Genomic DNA, 14,712 nt, shown 5'->3' with positions numbered 1-14,712 from the left:
CAGGGCGCATGCCAGCGATTCTAACCTGCTGATTTGACGTACTGTCAAAAAAGCCCGGCGGAGCGACGGACGTTTCACGGTAGACGGAGTGTCAGCGGTCGACTCCCGTGGAGGTCATCCGGCATGCGCCTGGCTCGGCGCATGCTGTGCATGGTTTAAAACCAATCTTCCTGCATGCCCAGACAGGTGTCGTCGCGACCGGCTAGCAGATCCAGCTCGTGATGACAGCTTGGCACCTCCCAGGTCAGAAAGTAGCGCGCTGCCTGCAGCTTGCCGCGGTAGAAGTCCGCGTCGGCCTCGTTGCCTTTCGCCAGCCCCTGTTCGGCACGAATCGCCTGTTCCAGCCAGCGCCAGCCAATCACGGTGTGGCCGAAGATTTTCAGGTAAAGCGCCGAGTTGGCCAGCGCCTGGTTGATCTTGCCGGCCATCAGATCGCCGAGCAAAGCCTGGGTCACTGCGGTCAGGCGTTCCAGCAGCTGCTCCAGCGGTTGGCGCATTGCGTCCAGCGAGCTGATTTCGCTTGCGCGCTTACAGGTGGCCTGAATCAGCCCGAGCAGCTGCCGTAGCCCGGCGCCGCCGTTCTGGGTGAGCTTGCGGGCGAGCAGATCGAGCGACTGAATGCCGTGGGTGCCTTCATGGATCGGGTTCAGGCGGTTGTCGCGGTAATACTGCTCGACCGGGTATTCACGTGTGTAACCGTGGCCGCCGAGGATTTGGATCGCCAGCTCGTTGGCCTTGAGGCAGAACTCCGAGGGCCAGGATTTGACGATCGGGGTGAGCAGGTCCAGCAGCTCGTGGGCGTTCTTGCGCTCTTCCTCGGTCGCTGCCGTCTGTTGTTCATCGACGATGCGCGCGGCATACAGGCCGAGATCGAAGGCGCCTTCGACGTAGGCTTTCTGCGCCAGCAACATGCGTTTGACGTCGGTGTGCTGAATGATCGGTACCTGCGCCGATGCGGGATTCTTGCCGTCGGGCAGGCGGCCCTGCGGCCGTTCGCGAGCATAGTTGAGCGAGTACAGGTAACCCGCGTAGCCGAGCATGATCGCACCCATGCCGACACCGATGCGCGCGTCGTTCATCATCTGGAACATGTACGACAGGCCCTTGTGCGGCTCGCCCACCAGATAGCCGACGCACTCGCCGTTGTCGCCGAAGTTCAGTGCGGTGGATGTCGTCCCGCGCCAACCCATCTTGTGGAACAGCCCGGCCAGGATCACATCGTTTCGGTCGCCCAGCGAGCCGTCGTCGTTGACGAGAAACTTGGGCACGATGAACAGGCTGATGCCTTTTACGCCGGGCGGTGCGTCCGGCAGTTTGGCCAGGACCATGTGCACGATGTTTTCCGACAGCGGATGGTCGCCGCCGGAAATGAAAATCTTGTTGCCCTTCAGGCGATAGGTGCCATCGCCGGCCGGCTCGGCACGGGTGCGCAGGTCTGACAGGGATGAACCGGCGTGGGGCTCGGTCAGTGCCATGGTGCCGAAGAAGCGGCCTTCGAGCATCGGCTGGAGGAAGCGCTGCTTCTGCTCGTCACTGCCGAACACTTCGATCAGGTGCGAGGCGCCCATGGTCAGCATCGGGTACGAGGAGGTACCGATGTTGGCCGACTGGAAATGCGCGAAACAGGCCCGCGAGAGCAGATTGGGCAGTTGCATGCCGCCGTCGTCGAAGCTGCGCGAGGCGTTGTGAAAACCGGCTTCGATAAACGCATCGACGGCGGGCTTTACCTCCGGAATCAGCACCGCTTCGCCATCTTTGTAGATTGGCTCGTTCTCGTCGGCCTTGCGGTTGTGCGGAGCGAAGAGGTTCTCGGCGATGCTGCGGGCTGTATTCAGCGCCGCGTCGAAGGTTTCGCGGCTGTGGTCGGCGAAGCGCTCGCGCTGGGTCAGGGCCTCGGCATCAAGCACTTCATAGAGTTCGAAGGCCAGGTTGCGTGGGCAAAGCAGCGTCTCGGACATGAATATTCCTCCGTTTTTATGCGACCGAGTCTAAGGAGGCGTCGAGATGGATGCCTAGCACCATACATTCGAGTGATAAAGCGACACAGAAATCCTAGTGGTGCTTGTCAGGCCCGGTTCACCGTGGTCTTGCGCAGAAGTACTCGATAAACCGCGCCAGATGACCGTCACCGATGCCGGCGGCGATCAAGTGGTTTTCGGCGCATGCCAGATGGTCTTCGATGCGTTGGCTAGCCGCATCTCGACCCAGCAGGGCGACGACGGTGCTCTTGCCGGCATCCTTGCCGGCGTCTTTGCCGATCTGCTGGGGGCTCAGCTGATCGGCTAGATCATCGAGCAACTGGAAGGCCTGCCCCAGCTCGTTGGCGAAACCGCTGAGGTGATAGGTGCGCGTGGCGCTAGCTCCAGCCAGCAGCGCGGCGAACTCGACCGCCGCGGTAAATAGCGGGCACGTTTTCAGGCAATTGGTTTGAGTGATGGCCTCGAGCGGTCGTGCTTGCTTGCCCTCGCGCAGGTCATGGAATTGACCACGACTCAGACCCTGCGAGCCAGTTGCTTGGGCGAGCAGCCGCACCAGCTGGTTGCGGATATCCGCAGCGATGTCCTGGGGTGAGGCGACTATGCTGAAGGCGTGGCTGAGCAGCGCCACTGAGCCCAGAACGGCGGCGTCCTCACCGTACTGACGATGGATGGTCGGCCTGCCGCGTCGCAGCTCGGCGTTGTCCATGCATGGCATGTCATCCAGAAACAGCGACGCGGCGTGGACCATCTCCAGTGCGCACGCAAGATCGAGCCCGACGGCCACGGCCGGCTCGTCCTGCAGGTCCTTGAGTGCCAGCATTAGAAGCAATGGTCGGGTCCGCTTGCCGGAGGCGAGGGTTCCTTCTCGCATGGCGGTGCCGAGCACGTCCGATGGCGGCGTCTGCGGCAGCCATTCATTAAGCCTTTCGTCAATCTGCGCACGTAACGCTCTAACCGTCTGGTCGAAGTCGTGTTGCGTATTCGGCAAGGCACTGGCCACAGGTGATCTCCTGTATCGGGCTCTCATAGCGAGGCAAATCTTGTACATTATTTTTGGTATGTACAGGTTCGGCACTTTTTAATGACCACAATCGTCAACATAAGGTCATCGAGCGAGGCGCTGCATGGATAACGAAATGATTGCCGGACGTAAAAACGATCACCTGGACATCGTGCTGGACCCTGGTCGCGGCGGTGCCGTGGTGAATGCCGGCTATGCTGCGCTGACATTCGAGCATTGCGCCTTGCCGGAATTGCATCTGGACGACATCGACATCCGTACTGAACTGTTTGGCCGGCCTTTAGCGGCGCCGCTGCTGATCAGTTCGATGACTGGCGGTGCGGCCCGGGCCACGCAGATCAATCGCAACCTGGCCGAAGCCGCCGAGTCGCTGGGCATCGCGCTTGGCGTCGGCTCGCAGCGCATCGCGCTGGAAACCGGCGCCGATCAAGGGCTGACCCGACAGTTACGTCAGCTGGCCCCGAGTATCCCGCTGCTGGCCAATTTCGGTGCTGCGCAGCTGGTTGCCGGCTACGGTCTGGACCAGGCGCAGAGGGCGGTCGACATGATCCAGGCCGACGCCTTGATCATTCATTTCAATCCGTTGCAGGAAGCCGTGCAGATGGGCGGCGACCGTGACTGGCGCGGCGTGCTGCAAGCGATCGAAGCCTTGGCGGCGCGCCTGCCGGTACCGCTGGTGGCCAAGGAGGTCGGCGCGGGGATCTCGCCCAGGGTGGCGCAGCGGCTGTTGGATGCAGGGGTTGCGGTCATCGTGGTACCAGCTGGGCCGCGGTCGAAGCCGAGCGCATTCTCGACCCGAAGCAGCGCGCTATTGCTCAGGCGTTCGCGGGGTGGGGCATCCCCAGCGTGCAGGCCATCGCTGGGGTACGCCGCGCGTGCCCGGAGGCGCGCTTGATCGCGTCGGGTGGCATTCGCGACGGCATCGATGCGGCCAAGGCGATCCGCCTCGGTGCCAATATTGTCGGCCAGGCCGCGGGCGTGCTGGACGCAGCGTTGATTGGACCGCACGCGGTCGTCGATCATTTCCAGGTGTTGATTCAGCAGCTTCGCATCGCCTGCTTTTGCACGGGTTCGGCCGACCTGGCAGCGCTGGCACGAGCGCCGCTGTTGCCGGCCTTCGATCCGAACGGTTTCTGATGCGACCGCTGCGCCGTGGCGCTGACAGGAAAGGTGCCCACCGATGACGCATTTCGCAGTGATTTCGCCGCCGTTCCTGAGCCATCTGCGAGCCATGGAGGCAATCGCGTCTGAGCTGCTCGCCCGAGGTCATCGGGTCACCTTCGTGCAACAGGCGGACGTCGCCGCGGCATTGCGCCATCCGGCCCTGGGGTTTGCCCAGGTCGGCGCCGGCTCGCATCCACCCGGCTCGCTCAAGGCCGTCATCGACCGCGCGGCCCGGCCGGGGGGGCCGTGGGGCATCCACCGGGTCATCGTGGACATGGCTGCGGCGACCGAGATGTTCTGCCGCGATGCACCGCCGTCGCTGCGTTCCATCGGCGTCGAGGCGCTGATCGTCGATCAGATGGAGCCTGCCGGTGGGCTGCTGGCTGAGCACCTCGGCTTGCCCTTCGCGTCGGTGGCCTGTGCATTGCCGGTCAATCGCGAGGCGCTGGTGCCGCTGCCTGTGATGCCCTGGCGCTACCAGCCCACACCCTGGGGCGAGCAGTTGAACCTGCACAGCAGCAAGGTTTACGACCGCACAATGAAGGCGCATGCGGAGGTCATTGCGCGTCACGCCGCGGCGTTCGGCCTGCCGCCTCGTCAACGCCTCGACGAATGCCTGTCGCCGCTCCTGCAACTGAGCCAGACGACAACGGGCTTCGACTTTCCGCGTACGCAGCTACCCGCGCATTTTCATGCGGTCGGCCCGCTGCGCTCGGCATTAGCCGATGAGCCTGTTCTGGAGCTGCCCGTCGCCAACGGTCGGCCGTTCGTGTTCGCCTCGCTGGGAACGTTGCAGGGTGATCGCTTCGGGCTGTTCGAGCGCATCGCCGAAGCCTGTCGCGAGCTGGACCTGCAACTTCTGATCGCCCATTGCGGCCGGCTCGATAATCGCCAGGAGGAGCAGCTGCTCAAGGCCGGCGCCGCCTGGGTCACCGACTTCGCCCCGCAGCGTGTGGTGCTTGCGCGGGCCGATGCGCTGATCACTCATGCCGGTCTGAACACCGTGCTTGACGCGCTGGAAGCGGGCGTGCCGAGCCTGGCGCTGCCGATCGCCTTCGATCAACCGGGCGTCGCCGCGCGAGTGGTGCATGCGGGCGTAGGACTGAAGCTCGATCCTCGTCTGGCCAGCCGACGGCGTATGGTGCAGGCGCTGCGTCGGTTGCTGCGCGAACCCGGCTTTGCTCAGCGCCGCGTGCTGGGCGAGGAGGCGCGCACGGCGGGCGGCGCGCTGCGTGCCGCGCAGCTGATCGAGCAAGCATTGCGGATTGAATCGCCAGTTCCCCTGGGAGCCGAACATGGCTGACGCGAACCTGATCTTCGTCGGCGGCGGCCTGGCCAATGGGTTGCTGGCCCTGCGCCTGCGCCAGCAGCGGCCCGACCTGCGTCTGCTGATACTGGAACAGGGTGAAACGCTGGGCGGCAACCACACTTGGTCCTTCCACGAGCACGACCTCACATCAGCGCAGCACGCCTGGTTGGAAACCATGGTGGGTAATCGCTGGCCGGGCTACGAAGTGATTTTCCCGGATATTCAGCGGCGCCTGGATAGCGGCTACGCGAGCATTTTTTCCCATCGGTTTCATCAACACCTAGTGGCTGAGCTGGCAGATGGTGTGCGGCTGAACGCCACGGTCACGCACGTCGAACCCCAGCAGGTTCGCCTGGCTTGCGGCGAGGTGCTCCAGGCCGACGCGGTGATCGATGGACGCGGCGTCAGGCAGACTGCTCAGCTAGCGCTGGGTTTTCAGAAGTTCCTGGGCCAGCAAGTACGGCTGCATCGCCCGCATGGCCTGCTCCAGCCGATCATCATGGATGCTAGCGTCGCGCAGCACGACGGCTACCGTTTCGTCTACGTGCTGCCGCTAAGCGCTGACAGCCTGCTGATCGAAGACACCTATTACGCCGACGGCGACGCGGTGGCCCTCGACACGCTGCGCGCCAACATAGCCGGTTACGCCAGCGAGCGTGGCTGGGGCATCGCCGAGGTGCTGCGCGAAGAGCAGGGTGTGCTGCCCATCGTGCTTTCAGGCGACTTGCCGGCGTTCTGGGACGAGGCGCGTGGCGTGCCGCAGACGGGGCTGTCCGCCGCCTTGTTTCATCCCACCACCGGTTACTCGCTGCCCGACGCCGTGCGCCTGGCCGATCACTTGATTGCGTTGGATCGCTGGGACGCCGACGGGCTGTTCGCCGCCATCCGCGACTATTCATTGGCGCTATGGCGACAGCGCGGCTTTTTTAGATTGCTCAACCGCATGCTGTTCATGGCTGGCCCGGCGGATCGACGCTGGGCGGTGATGCAGCGTTTCTACCGCCTGCGCGAACCGCTGATTCAGCGCTTCTACGCGGCCAACCTGACCACCTGGGACCGCTTGCGCATCGTCTCTGGCAAACCTCCCGTGCCGGTGGGCGAGGCGCTGCGGGCGCTGGCTGCCGGCAATCTGCACCACAAGGACAAGCGATGAACGAGGCAACTGGCGCTGTGAAACGGGCGGTCGTGATTGGGGCCGGCTTCGGCGGGCTGGCGCTGGCGATCCGGCTGCAACGCGCGGGTATTCAGACGACGGTGCTGGAAAAACGCGACAAGCCGGGCGGGCGCGCCTATGTCTATCACGATCAGGGTTTTACCTTCGATGCCGGCCCGACAGTGATCACCGATCCACCGGCCCTCGACGAGCTGTTCACCGGCGCCGGCAAGCGCATGGCCGACTACGTGGAGTTGCTGCCGGTCAGCCCGTTCTACCGGCTGTGCTGGGAGGACGGGTACAGCTTCGATTACGTCAACGATCAAGTCGAACTGGACCGGCAGATCCATGCCCTGAGTCCGAAGGATGTCGCTGGCTATCAGCGCTTTCTCGCCTATTCCCGTGCGGTCTATGAAGAGGGCTACGTCAAGCTCGGCACCGTGCCCTTTCTGTCTTTCCGCAGCATGATCGGCGTCGCCCCACAGCTGGCCAAGCTGCAAGCCTGGCGCAACGTGTACAGCATGGTGGCCAAGTTCGTGGAGAACGATCGGCTGCGCCAGGCGCTGTCTTTTCATTCGTTGCTAGTGGGCGGTAATCCTTTCGAGACCTCGTCGATCTATGCGCTGATCCATGCGCTGGAGCGCCAGGGCGGCGTCTGGTTTCCACGCGGCGGCACCGGTGCGCTGGTGCAAGGGATGGTCCGGCTCTTCGAAGACCTTGGGGGCAAGCTGGAGCTGAATGCAGAGGTGGCGCGTATCGAGTTGGCCGGTGGGCGAGCGAATGCGGTGATCACGAAAGACGGCCTTCGTTTTGACACCGATGCGGTGGCCTCCAACGCCGATGTGGTCAACACCTATAAGCAACTGCTCGGGCATGAACAGCGTGGGCGCGAAGAGGCCAAACGGCTGTCCGGCAAGCGTTTCTCGATGTCGCTGTTCGTCATTCATTTCGGCCTCAAACGTCGCCATGAGCACCTGCAGCATCACACGGTATGTTTCGGCCCGCGCTATCGCGAGCTGATCGACGAAATCTTCAAGCGCGAAACCCTCGCCGACGATTTCTCTCTCTATCTGCATGCGCCCTGCGTCACCGACCCGTCGCTGGCGCCGGAAGGCTGCGCCAGTCATTACGTGCTGGCCCCCGTGCCGCACCTGGGCACCGCGGATATCGACTGGGCGGTGGAGGGGCCGAAGTACCGCGACCGCATTTTCGAGTACCTCGAGCGTCACTATATTCCGGGCCTGCGCGACGATCTGGTCACTCACCGGATCTTCACGCCGCACGATTTCCGTGACGAACTCAACGCGCACCTTGGCTCGGCGTTTTCGCTGGAGCCGATCCTCACCCAAAGTGCCTGGTTCCGCCCGCACAACCGGGACGATGAGATCCCCAACCTGTACATCGTCGGCGCCGGCACTCATCCAGGTGCGGGAGTGCCCGGTGTGGTGGGCTCGGCCAAAGCAACGGCAGGGCTAATGCTGGAGGACTTCATGTTGGAGGAGCAGGCCAGATGAACGACGAGGTGATCGACCACTCGACGCAAGCGATCAACGTCGGCTCGAAAAGCTTCGCGGCGGCGGCGAAGCTGTTCGACGAACGCACCCGGCAGAGCGCGGTCATGCTTTACGCCTGGTGCCGTCACTGCGACGACGTGATCGACGGCCAGACCCTCGGTCATGGTCAGGTCGACGGTGATCGCTCGACCGGCGAAGCTCGCCTCGCAGAACTGGTAGACCTTACAGAACGTGCTTATGTTGGGGAGCCCATGAGCGATCCGGCCTTCGCCGCCTTCCAGCAGGTGATTCAGCGCCACCGGATTCCCCGGGAGCATCCGCTGGAGCATTTGGCCGGATTTCGCATGGATGTGCAGGACTATCGCTACCAGACCCTCGATGACACGCTGCTCTATTGCTACCGCGTGGCCGGTGTGGTGGGGCTGATGATGGCGCGGGTGATGGGTGCAGAAGCGGAGCCGACCCTGGACCGTGCCTGTGATCTAGGCCTGGCCTTTCAGCTGACCAATATCGCCCGCGATATCGTCGAGGACGCCCAGATCGGGCGCATCTACCTGCCGGCTGAGTGGCTGGTTGAAGTGGGTATCCCTGAGAATGAGGTCGCGCTGCCCCAGCATCGCTCGGCATTGGCGGCGCTGGCGGCGCGGCTGGTGGATCTGGCCGAGCCGTACTACCAGTCGGCGTCTCAGGGGTTGCGTGACTTGCCGCTACGCTCGGCCTGGTCCATTGCCACGGCCCATGGTGTCTACCGGCAGATCGGCATCGAAGTGAAGGCGCGGGGCGCGGCGGCGTGGGACACACGCGTATCGACCAGCAAGGCGCAGAAGCTGCAGTTTCTGCTGGGCGGTGGGGTGTTGGCGCTGGCGTCGCGGCGGATGCGGTTCAGGCCGCGTCCTGATGCGTTGTGGACGCGCCCGCGCTAACGAGGCCGGTCAGGAAGCGACTTCGCATCTTTCGGGCGAATCAACGGTCGCTTGTCTTGCGCAATGGGCCATCGTGCAGCTCGCGCAGTTGCTGCTTGAGCACCGGCAGCGGCGGTGCGTAGAGGAAGCCGAATGACACGCAGCGCTCCTTGCCTTCTACCGCGTGGTGCAGGCGGTGGGCCTGGTAGAGGCGCTTGAGGTAGCCGTTGCGCGGCACGTAGCGCAACGGCCAGCGGTGGTGCACCAGGCCGTCATGCGCAACGAAATACAGTGCGCCATAAGCCGTCATGCCGGCACCAACCCACTCCAGCGGGCCGTAACCGGCTGTACCCAAGGCGATCAGCAGAATTGCGACCCCGGCAAAGACGATCGCGTACAGATCATTTTTTTCGAACCAGCCCGTGCGTGGCTCGTGGTGGGATTTGTGCCAGCCCCAGCCCCAGCCATGCATCACGTACTTGTGCGCCCACCAGGCGAACAGCTCCATGCCGGCCAGGGTGGCGAGAAATACCAGGGTGTTGGTCAGCACGGTCATGTTCGATCCGCTGGTTCGACAGGTCGCACCAGTCTACGCGTTGCATCGTGCGCGTCGACCCGGCTCCGATATCTGGCTCTGGGCATATCAGTCTGGCCAACCCGCCGCTAGCGCACGGGTCAGTTGCGCGGCCGGGATGGCCTGGCAGCCGCTTGCATTCTGCCCCGCCCAGAGTGGCGAAAAATCGCTGATCCCCTGGGGCTCGGCAGTGGCGCGCAGACTGCCAATCGCATTGCCGGCCAAGGGAAAGGCCGGCACCGCGGCGGGTCGTGGGCCGAGCTCGCGGATCAGTCGGTTGATCATGCCGCGGGCGGGGCGGCCAGAGAACAACGTGGTCAGCACCGTGCTGTCCGCGCCCGGGCTTTGTAGCGCCTGACGATGCAGCGCGCTGGTGCGGCTTTCGTCGCACAGCAGGTAAGCCGTGCCGACCTGTACGCCGGCCGCGCCGAGTGTCCGCGCGGCGGCGACACCGCGCGTATCAGCGATGCCACCGGCGGCGATCACCGGCACATCCAGCGAGGTCACCAGCTGCGGCAACAGGGCGAAGGTACCGACCTGGGTGTCTATGTCCTCGCTGAGAAACATGCCGCGATGACCACCGGCCTCGACACCCTGGGCGATCACCGCGTCGACGCCTTGCTCCTGCAACCAGCGGCCTTCTTCGAGGGTCGTGGCGCTGGACAGAATTTTCGCACCGGTCGCGCGCACGCGTTGTAGCAACTCCGGAGCGGGCACGCCGAAATGAAAGCTGACCACCGCCGGACGGTAACGCTCGACCACCTCGGCCATCGCCGCATCGAAGGGCTTGCGTGTGGCACCGGCAGGAATGCTCGCTGGGTCGATCTGGTGCTCGCGCAGAAAGGGCGCCAGCAAGTCCAGCCACGCCTGTTCCCGCTCCGGCTCGATGGCGGCCGGCTGGTGGCAGAAGAAATTGACGTTGTACGGCCGGTCCGTCAGTGCCGCCATGGCATTTAGCTCGGCGTCCAGCGTCTCGGCGTTGAGCATGCCCGCCGGAATCGATCCCAGGCCGCCGGCCATGGACACCGCGGCGGCAAGCTGATGATTCTGCGAGCCGGCCATCGGCGCCTGGATAATCGGCAGTCGAATGCCGAAGAGGTCTCGAATATCCATCCTGGGTTCCTTTTCGCGTGCATCGGAAACGGGTCACTTTAGCAGCGGCTGGTCGAAACCTTCGCCTGATTCGGCTGACGCCGCGCCTTGCCTCTCTGAATCGGCAGGCTGCGCGGTTAGACTGTGCGCTCTTCAGGAGTGCCCGATGAATTACCGCCACGCTTTTCACGCCGGCAATCACGCCGACGTGTTCAAACACCTTGTCCTGTCCCGCCTGTTCGCCTTGCTCGCACGCAAGGAGGCGCCGTTCGCCTACCTCGACAGCCATGCCGGCGTCGGTCTGTATGACCTCGCCGGTGATCAGGCCAGCCGCACCGGCGAATGGCTGCAAGGCATCGCCCGGCTGTGGCACGCAGACGACGCTCCGGCAACGACCGCAGACTATTTGAACGTGATCCGCGCGCTCAATCCGGACGGCGTGCTGCGCTACTACCCAGGATCGCCGGAACTGGCCCGGCAGCTCAGCCGTCCGCAGGATCGCCTGCAGCTCAACGAGAAGCACCCCGAGGATGGTCGTTTGCTGAAGGACAACATGGCCGGCGATCGCCGTGTCGCGGTGCATTTGGGGGAGGGTTGGCACGTGCCGCGGGCGTTGATGCCGACCCAGGAAAAACGCGTGGCGTTGCTGATCGATCCTCCCTTTGAGCAGGCTGACGAACTGGCCCGCTGCGTGCAGGCGCTCACCGAAGCGCTGGGGCGCATGCGCCAGACCATCGGGGTGATCTGGTATCCAATCAAGGATGAGCGTCAGCTCAAGCGCTTCTATCAGGACCTGTCGCGTAGCGGGGCGCCCAAACTGCTGCGCGCCGAGCTGTTCGTTCACCCCACCGACGAAGCGTTGCGGCTCAATGGGTCGGGTCTCGCCATCAGCAATCCGCCGTGGGGGCTGGAGGAAGAATTGCGCGAACTACTGCCCTGGCTGGCCAAGCTACTCGGCCAAAGCGAAGGCGGCTGGCGGCTGGACTGGTTGATCGAGGAGAAGTAGCAGAGGCCGGAAGCGGCGTAGGGTGGATGTCGATTTTTACATCCGCCGAGACTCCGCCCGGTGGGTCGGTGAAGCGTGACCCACCCTACGCGAGCTTCCCGTTCAGAACAGCTTCAGCGGCTCTTCCTGCAGCGCGGACATCTGCTCACGCAGAATCAACACCTGATCGCCCCAGTAGCGCTCGGTACCAAACCACGGGAAGCTCATCGGGAAGGCTGGATCATCCCAGCGGCGGGCCAGCCAGGCGCTGTAGTGCATCAGGCGAATGGCGCGCAAGGCTTCGATCAGCGGCAGTTCTCGCGGGGTGAAGTCGTGAAATTCGTTGTAGCCATCGACCAGCTCCGACAGCTGTCCGAGTCGCTCGTGACGCTCACCGGCGAGCATCATCCAGATGTCCTGAACCGATGGCCCCATGCGGCAGTCGTCCAGGTCCACCAGGTGGAAGGCGTCATCCCGGGCGAGAATGTTGCCCGGATGGCAGTCGCCATGCAGTCGGATCGGTTGGAACTCGGTGCGGGCGAACACATCGTCCACACGCTTCAACAGGTCCCGAGCGACTGATTCGTAAGCGGGTAACAGGCTTTTCGGTATGAAATTGCCATCCAGCAAAGTCGCCAGCGAATCGTGGCCAAAATTCTGCGCACTGAGGGTTTCACGGTGCTCGAACGGGCGACTGGCGCTGACCGCGTGCATGCGGCCGAGCAGCTGACCGAGGCGGTAGAGCTGGTCTAGATTGCCAGGCTCGGGTGCGCGGCCTCCACGACGAGGGAACAACGCGAAGCGAAAACCGGCATGTTTGAAAAGCGTCTCGCCGCCGCACTCCAGCGGGGCAACCACTGGTATTTCGCGATCGGCCAACTCTCGGGAGAACTGGTGTTCCTCGAGTATGGCCTCGTCGCTCCAGCGGCCGGGCCGGTAAAACTTCGCCACGATAGGCGTTTCGTCCTCAATGCCTACCTGGTAGACGCGGTTTTCGTAGCTGTTCAATGCCAGTACGCGAGCGTCGCTGATAAAGCCGGCACTTTCCACCGCATCGAGCACAAGATCGGGTGTGAGTGTGTCGAAGGGGTGGCTCATGGTCGGCTCCGTAAAGGGGTCGCCAGTGTATTGCACTGGCGCGTTTACACAACCGCGGCTCTGCCGCCTAATCGCCGGGCTTCGGTGTGCGTGCCAGGCAATAGATATCGACCCTCTCGGCGCCTGACTGTTTCAACAGGCGCGCCAGCGCTTGGGCGGTTGCGCCGGTGGTAAGGACATCGTCTATGACCGCCACATGGCGGCCGACGATCTGCGTTTCGTCTGTCAGCGCAAAGGCTTGGCGTAGATTGCGGCGCCGGCTGGCGGCATCCAGCTCTTGCTGCGACGGGGTGTCCTGAATGCGCTGCAACAGCTCACACTGGACCGGGATGTTCAACGCAGGGCTCAACCAGTCGGCGAGCATCTGTGCTTGGTTGAAGCCGCGCTGGCGCAGACGTTTGCGCGCCAGGGGCACCGGCAGCAGCAGAGTCGGACGTGGCAGGCCTTCGTCGAATCGGTGTTGCAGGTAGCGCGCCAGCTGCTCCGCTAGCAGCCGGCCGAATGGCCAGCGCGCCTGGTGTTTGAAGCGGGTGATCAGGCTGTCCACCGGAAAGGCGAAGCGCCAGGGCGCCGCTACCTGGTCGAAGGCGGGCGGACGTTTGAGACACTGACCGCAGATCGTCCCGATCGCTGGTAAGGGCAGCGCGCAGATTGCGCAATGCCCGCCGAGCCAGGGCAGCTCGGCTTCGCAGGGGCCGCATAAGGATTGGCCGACCTCGCAACGTTCATCGCAAAGCTGGCAGAAGTGTTCGTATTTCAACCACTTGTAAACCATGATTCCTTTCCAGGTTGACAGCGCCTTTGGCTTGGCTAACCATTTCGCATCCGTGCCAAGAACTCTATTACCAAGGAACGCCCATGAGCGCCACAGCCGCTTCCGTTACCCGTCATGACTGGAGCCTCTCCGAGGTCAAGGCGCTCTTCGAGCAACCCTTCAATGACTTGATCTTTCAGGCTCAAGCCGTGCACCGCCAGCACTTCGATGCTAACCGTGTGCAGGTTTCTACCTTGCTGTCGATCAAGACGGGCGCTTGCCCGGAAGACTGCAAGTACTGCCCTCAGTCGGGCCATTACAACACCGGTCTCGATAAAGAAAAGTTGATGGAAGTACAGAAAGTGCTGGAAGCCGCCGCCGAAGCCAAGGCGATCGGCTCGACGCGCTTCTGCATGGGCGCCGCCTGGAAGCACCCATCTGCCAAAGACATGCCTTATGTGCTGAAAATGGTCGAAGGCGTTAAGGCGCTGGGGCTGGAAACCTGCATGACCCTCGGCAAGCTCGATCAGGAGCAAACCAAAGCGCTGGCTGCGGCAGGCCTGGATTACTACAACCACAACCTCGATACCTCGCCGGAGTTCTACGGCAACATCATCACCACGCGCACCTACGCGGACCGCCTGGAAACGCTGAGCTACGTGCGCGAGTCGGGCATGAAGATCTGCTCCGGCGGCATCCTCGGCATGGGCGAGTCGCTGGATGATCGCGCCGGCTTGCTGATCCAGCTGGCCAACCTGCCGGAGCATCCCGAGTCGGTGCCCATCAACATGCTGGTGAAGGTGAAGGGCACGCCGTTGGCCGACGAGCAGGACGTCGACCCCTTCGACTTCATCCGCATGCTCGCCGTCGCACGGATCATGATGCCCAAATCTCACGTGCGGCTGTCGGCCGGACGCGAGCAGATGAACGAGCAGATGCAATCGTTGGCCTTCCTGGCTGGCGCTAACTCGATCTTCTACGGCGAGAAGCTGCTGACCACCGGCAATCCGCAGGCTGACAAGGACATGCTGCTATTCAAGCGCCTGGGCATCCAGCCCGAAGCGCGTGAAGAGCATGACGACGAAGTCCACCAGGCCGCGATCGAGCAGGCTCTGGTTGAGCAGCGCGACAGCAAACTGTTCTATAACGCAGTCGTTTAAGAGCAGC

12 protein-coding genes and 1 pseudogene are annotated in these 14,712 nt (G+C 63.4%); 7 read left to right on the top strand and 6 right to left on the bottom strand.

Features of this window, described 5'->3' with window-relative positions; translation table 11 throughout:
- Positions 1 to 155: 155 nt before the first annotated feature.
- Entirely contained in the window at positions 156 to 1,958 is a 1,803-nt protein-coding gene (locus CH92_RS18825) for an acyl-CoA dehydrogenase (RefSeq protein ID WP_025243309.1), read from the bottom strand.
- A 118-nt stretch (positions 1,959 to 2,076) separates the two neighbouring features.
- A complete protein-coding gene (locus tag CH92_RS18820) occupies positions 2,077 to 2,979 on the bottom strand; it encodes a polyprenyl synthetase family protein (protein WP_025243308.1) in 903 nt (300 codons plus the stop codon).
- A gap of 124 nt (positions 2,980 to 3,103) precedes the next feature.
- Here CH92_RS18820 and fni point away from each other — a divergent pair.
- The 5 genes and pseudogenes from fni to CH92_RS18795 all read left to right on the top strand — a co-directional run bounded on the left by fni (position 3,104) and on the right by CH92_RS18795 (position 9,063).
- Positions 3,104 to 4,137 (top strand): annotated as a pseudogene (gene fni / locus CH92_RS18815) (type 2 isopentenyl-diphosphate Delta-isomerase).
- Between the two features lie 43 nt (positions 4,138 to 4,180).
- A complete protein-coding gene (locus tag CH92_RS18810) occupies positions 4,181 to 5,467 on the top strand; it encodes a glycosyltransferase (RefSeq protein ID WP_025243307.1) in 1,287 nt (428 codons plus the stop codon).
- Entirely contained in the window at positions 5,460 to 6,626 is a 1,167-nt protein-coding gene (crtY, locus tag CH92_RS18805) for a lycopene beta-cyclase CrtY (protein WP_025243306.1), read from the top strand. The genes CH92_RS18810 and crtY overlap by 8 nt, the downstream gene beginning before the upstream one ends.
- Entirely contained in the window at positions 6,623 to 8,140 is a 1,518-nt protein-coding gene (locus CH92_RS18800) for a phytoene desaturase (RefSeq protein WP_025243305.1), read from the top strand. Before crtY ends, CH92_RS18800 begins: the two co-directional genes overlap by 4 nt.
- Entirely contained in the window at positions 8,137 to 9,063 is a 927-nt protein-coding gene (locus CH92_RS18795) for a phytoene/squalene synthase family protein (protein ID WP_025243304.1), read from the top strand. The genes CH92_RS18800 and CH92_RS18795 overlap by 4 nt, the downstream gene beginning before the upstream one ends.
- 40 nt (positions 9,064 to 9,103) lie before the next feature.
- Here CH92_RS18795 and CH92_RS18790 read toward each other — a convergent pair whose 3' ends face one another.
- Together CH92_RS18790 and CH92_RS18785 are read right to left on the bottom strand one after the other, a co-directional pair.
- Positions 9,104 to 9,598 (bottom strand): sterol desaturase family protein, encoded by a 495-nt coding sequence (locus tag CH92_RS18790; protein WP_025243303.1) that lies wholly within the window; start codon positions 9,596 to 9,598, stop codon positions 9,104 to 9,106.
- A gap of 87 nt (positions 9,599 to 9,685) precedes the next feature.
- Complete coding sequence (locus tag CH92_RS18785) at positions 9,686 to 10,729, bottom strand: NAD(P)H-dependent flavin oxidoreductase (RefSeq protein WP_025243302.1); 1,044 nt, start codon at positions 10,727 to 10,729, stop codon at positions 9,686 to 9,688.
- Positions 10,730 to 10,874: 145 nt separating this feature from the next.
- On the opposite strand from CH92_RS18785, the gene CH92_RS18780 reads away from it, so the two are divergent.
- Positions 10,875 to 11,714: a 23S rRNA (adenine(2030)-N(6))-methyltransferase RlmJ gene (locus CH92_RS18780; protein WP_025243301.1), complete on the top strand. Its 840-nt coding sequence runs from the start codon at positions 10,875 to 10,877 to the stop codon at positions 11,712 to 11,714.
- 102 nt (positions 11,715 to 11,816) lie between these two features.
- On the opposite strand, the gene CH92_RS18775 is transcribed toward CH92_RS18780, so the two are convergent.
- Both CH92_RS18775 and CH92_RS18770 read right to left on the bottom strand, forming a co-directional pair.
- On the bottom strand, positions 11,817 to 12,791 hold the full coding sequence (locus CH92_RS18775) for a serine/threonine protein kinase (protein WP_025243300.1): 975 nt from the start codon (positions 12,789 to 12,791) through the stop codon (positions 11,817 to 11,819).
- A gap of 67 nt (positions 12,792 to 12,858) precedes the next feature.
- Positions 12,859 to 13,566: a ComF family protein gene (locus CH92_RS18770; protein ID WP_025243299.1), complete on the bottom strand. Its 708-nt coding sequence runs from the start codon at positions 13,564 to 13,566 to the stop codon at positions 12,859 to 12,861.
- 83 nt (positions 13,567 to 13,649) lie between these two features.
- Between CH92_RS18770 and bioB the strand changes: the two genes are divergently transcribed.
- Positions 13,650 to 14,705: a biotin synthase BioB gene (gene bioB, locus CH92_RS18765; RefSeq protein ID WP_025243298.1), complete on the top strand. Its 1,056-nt coding sequence runs from the start codon at positions 13,650 to 13,652 to the stop codon at positions 14,703 to 14,705.
- Positions 14,706 to 14,712 lie beyond the last annotated feature (7 nt).

This window comes from Stutzerimonas stutzeri (assembly GCF_000590475.1).
Lineage (GTDB): Bacteria > Pseudomonadota > Gammaproteobacteria > Pseudomonadales > Pseudomonadaceae > Stutzerimonas > Stutzerimonas stutzeri_D.
This window is presented reverse-complemented; position numbering and strand designations above follow the sequence as displayed.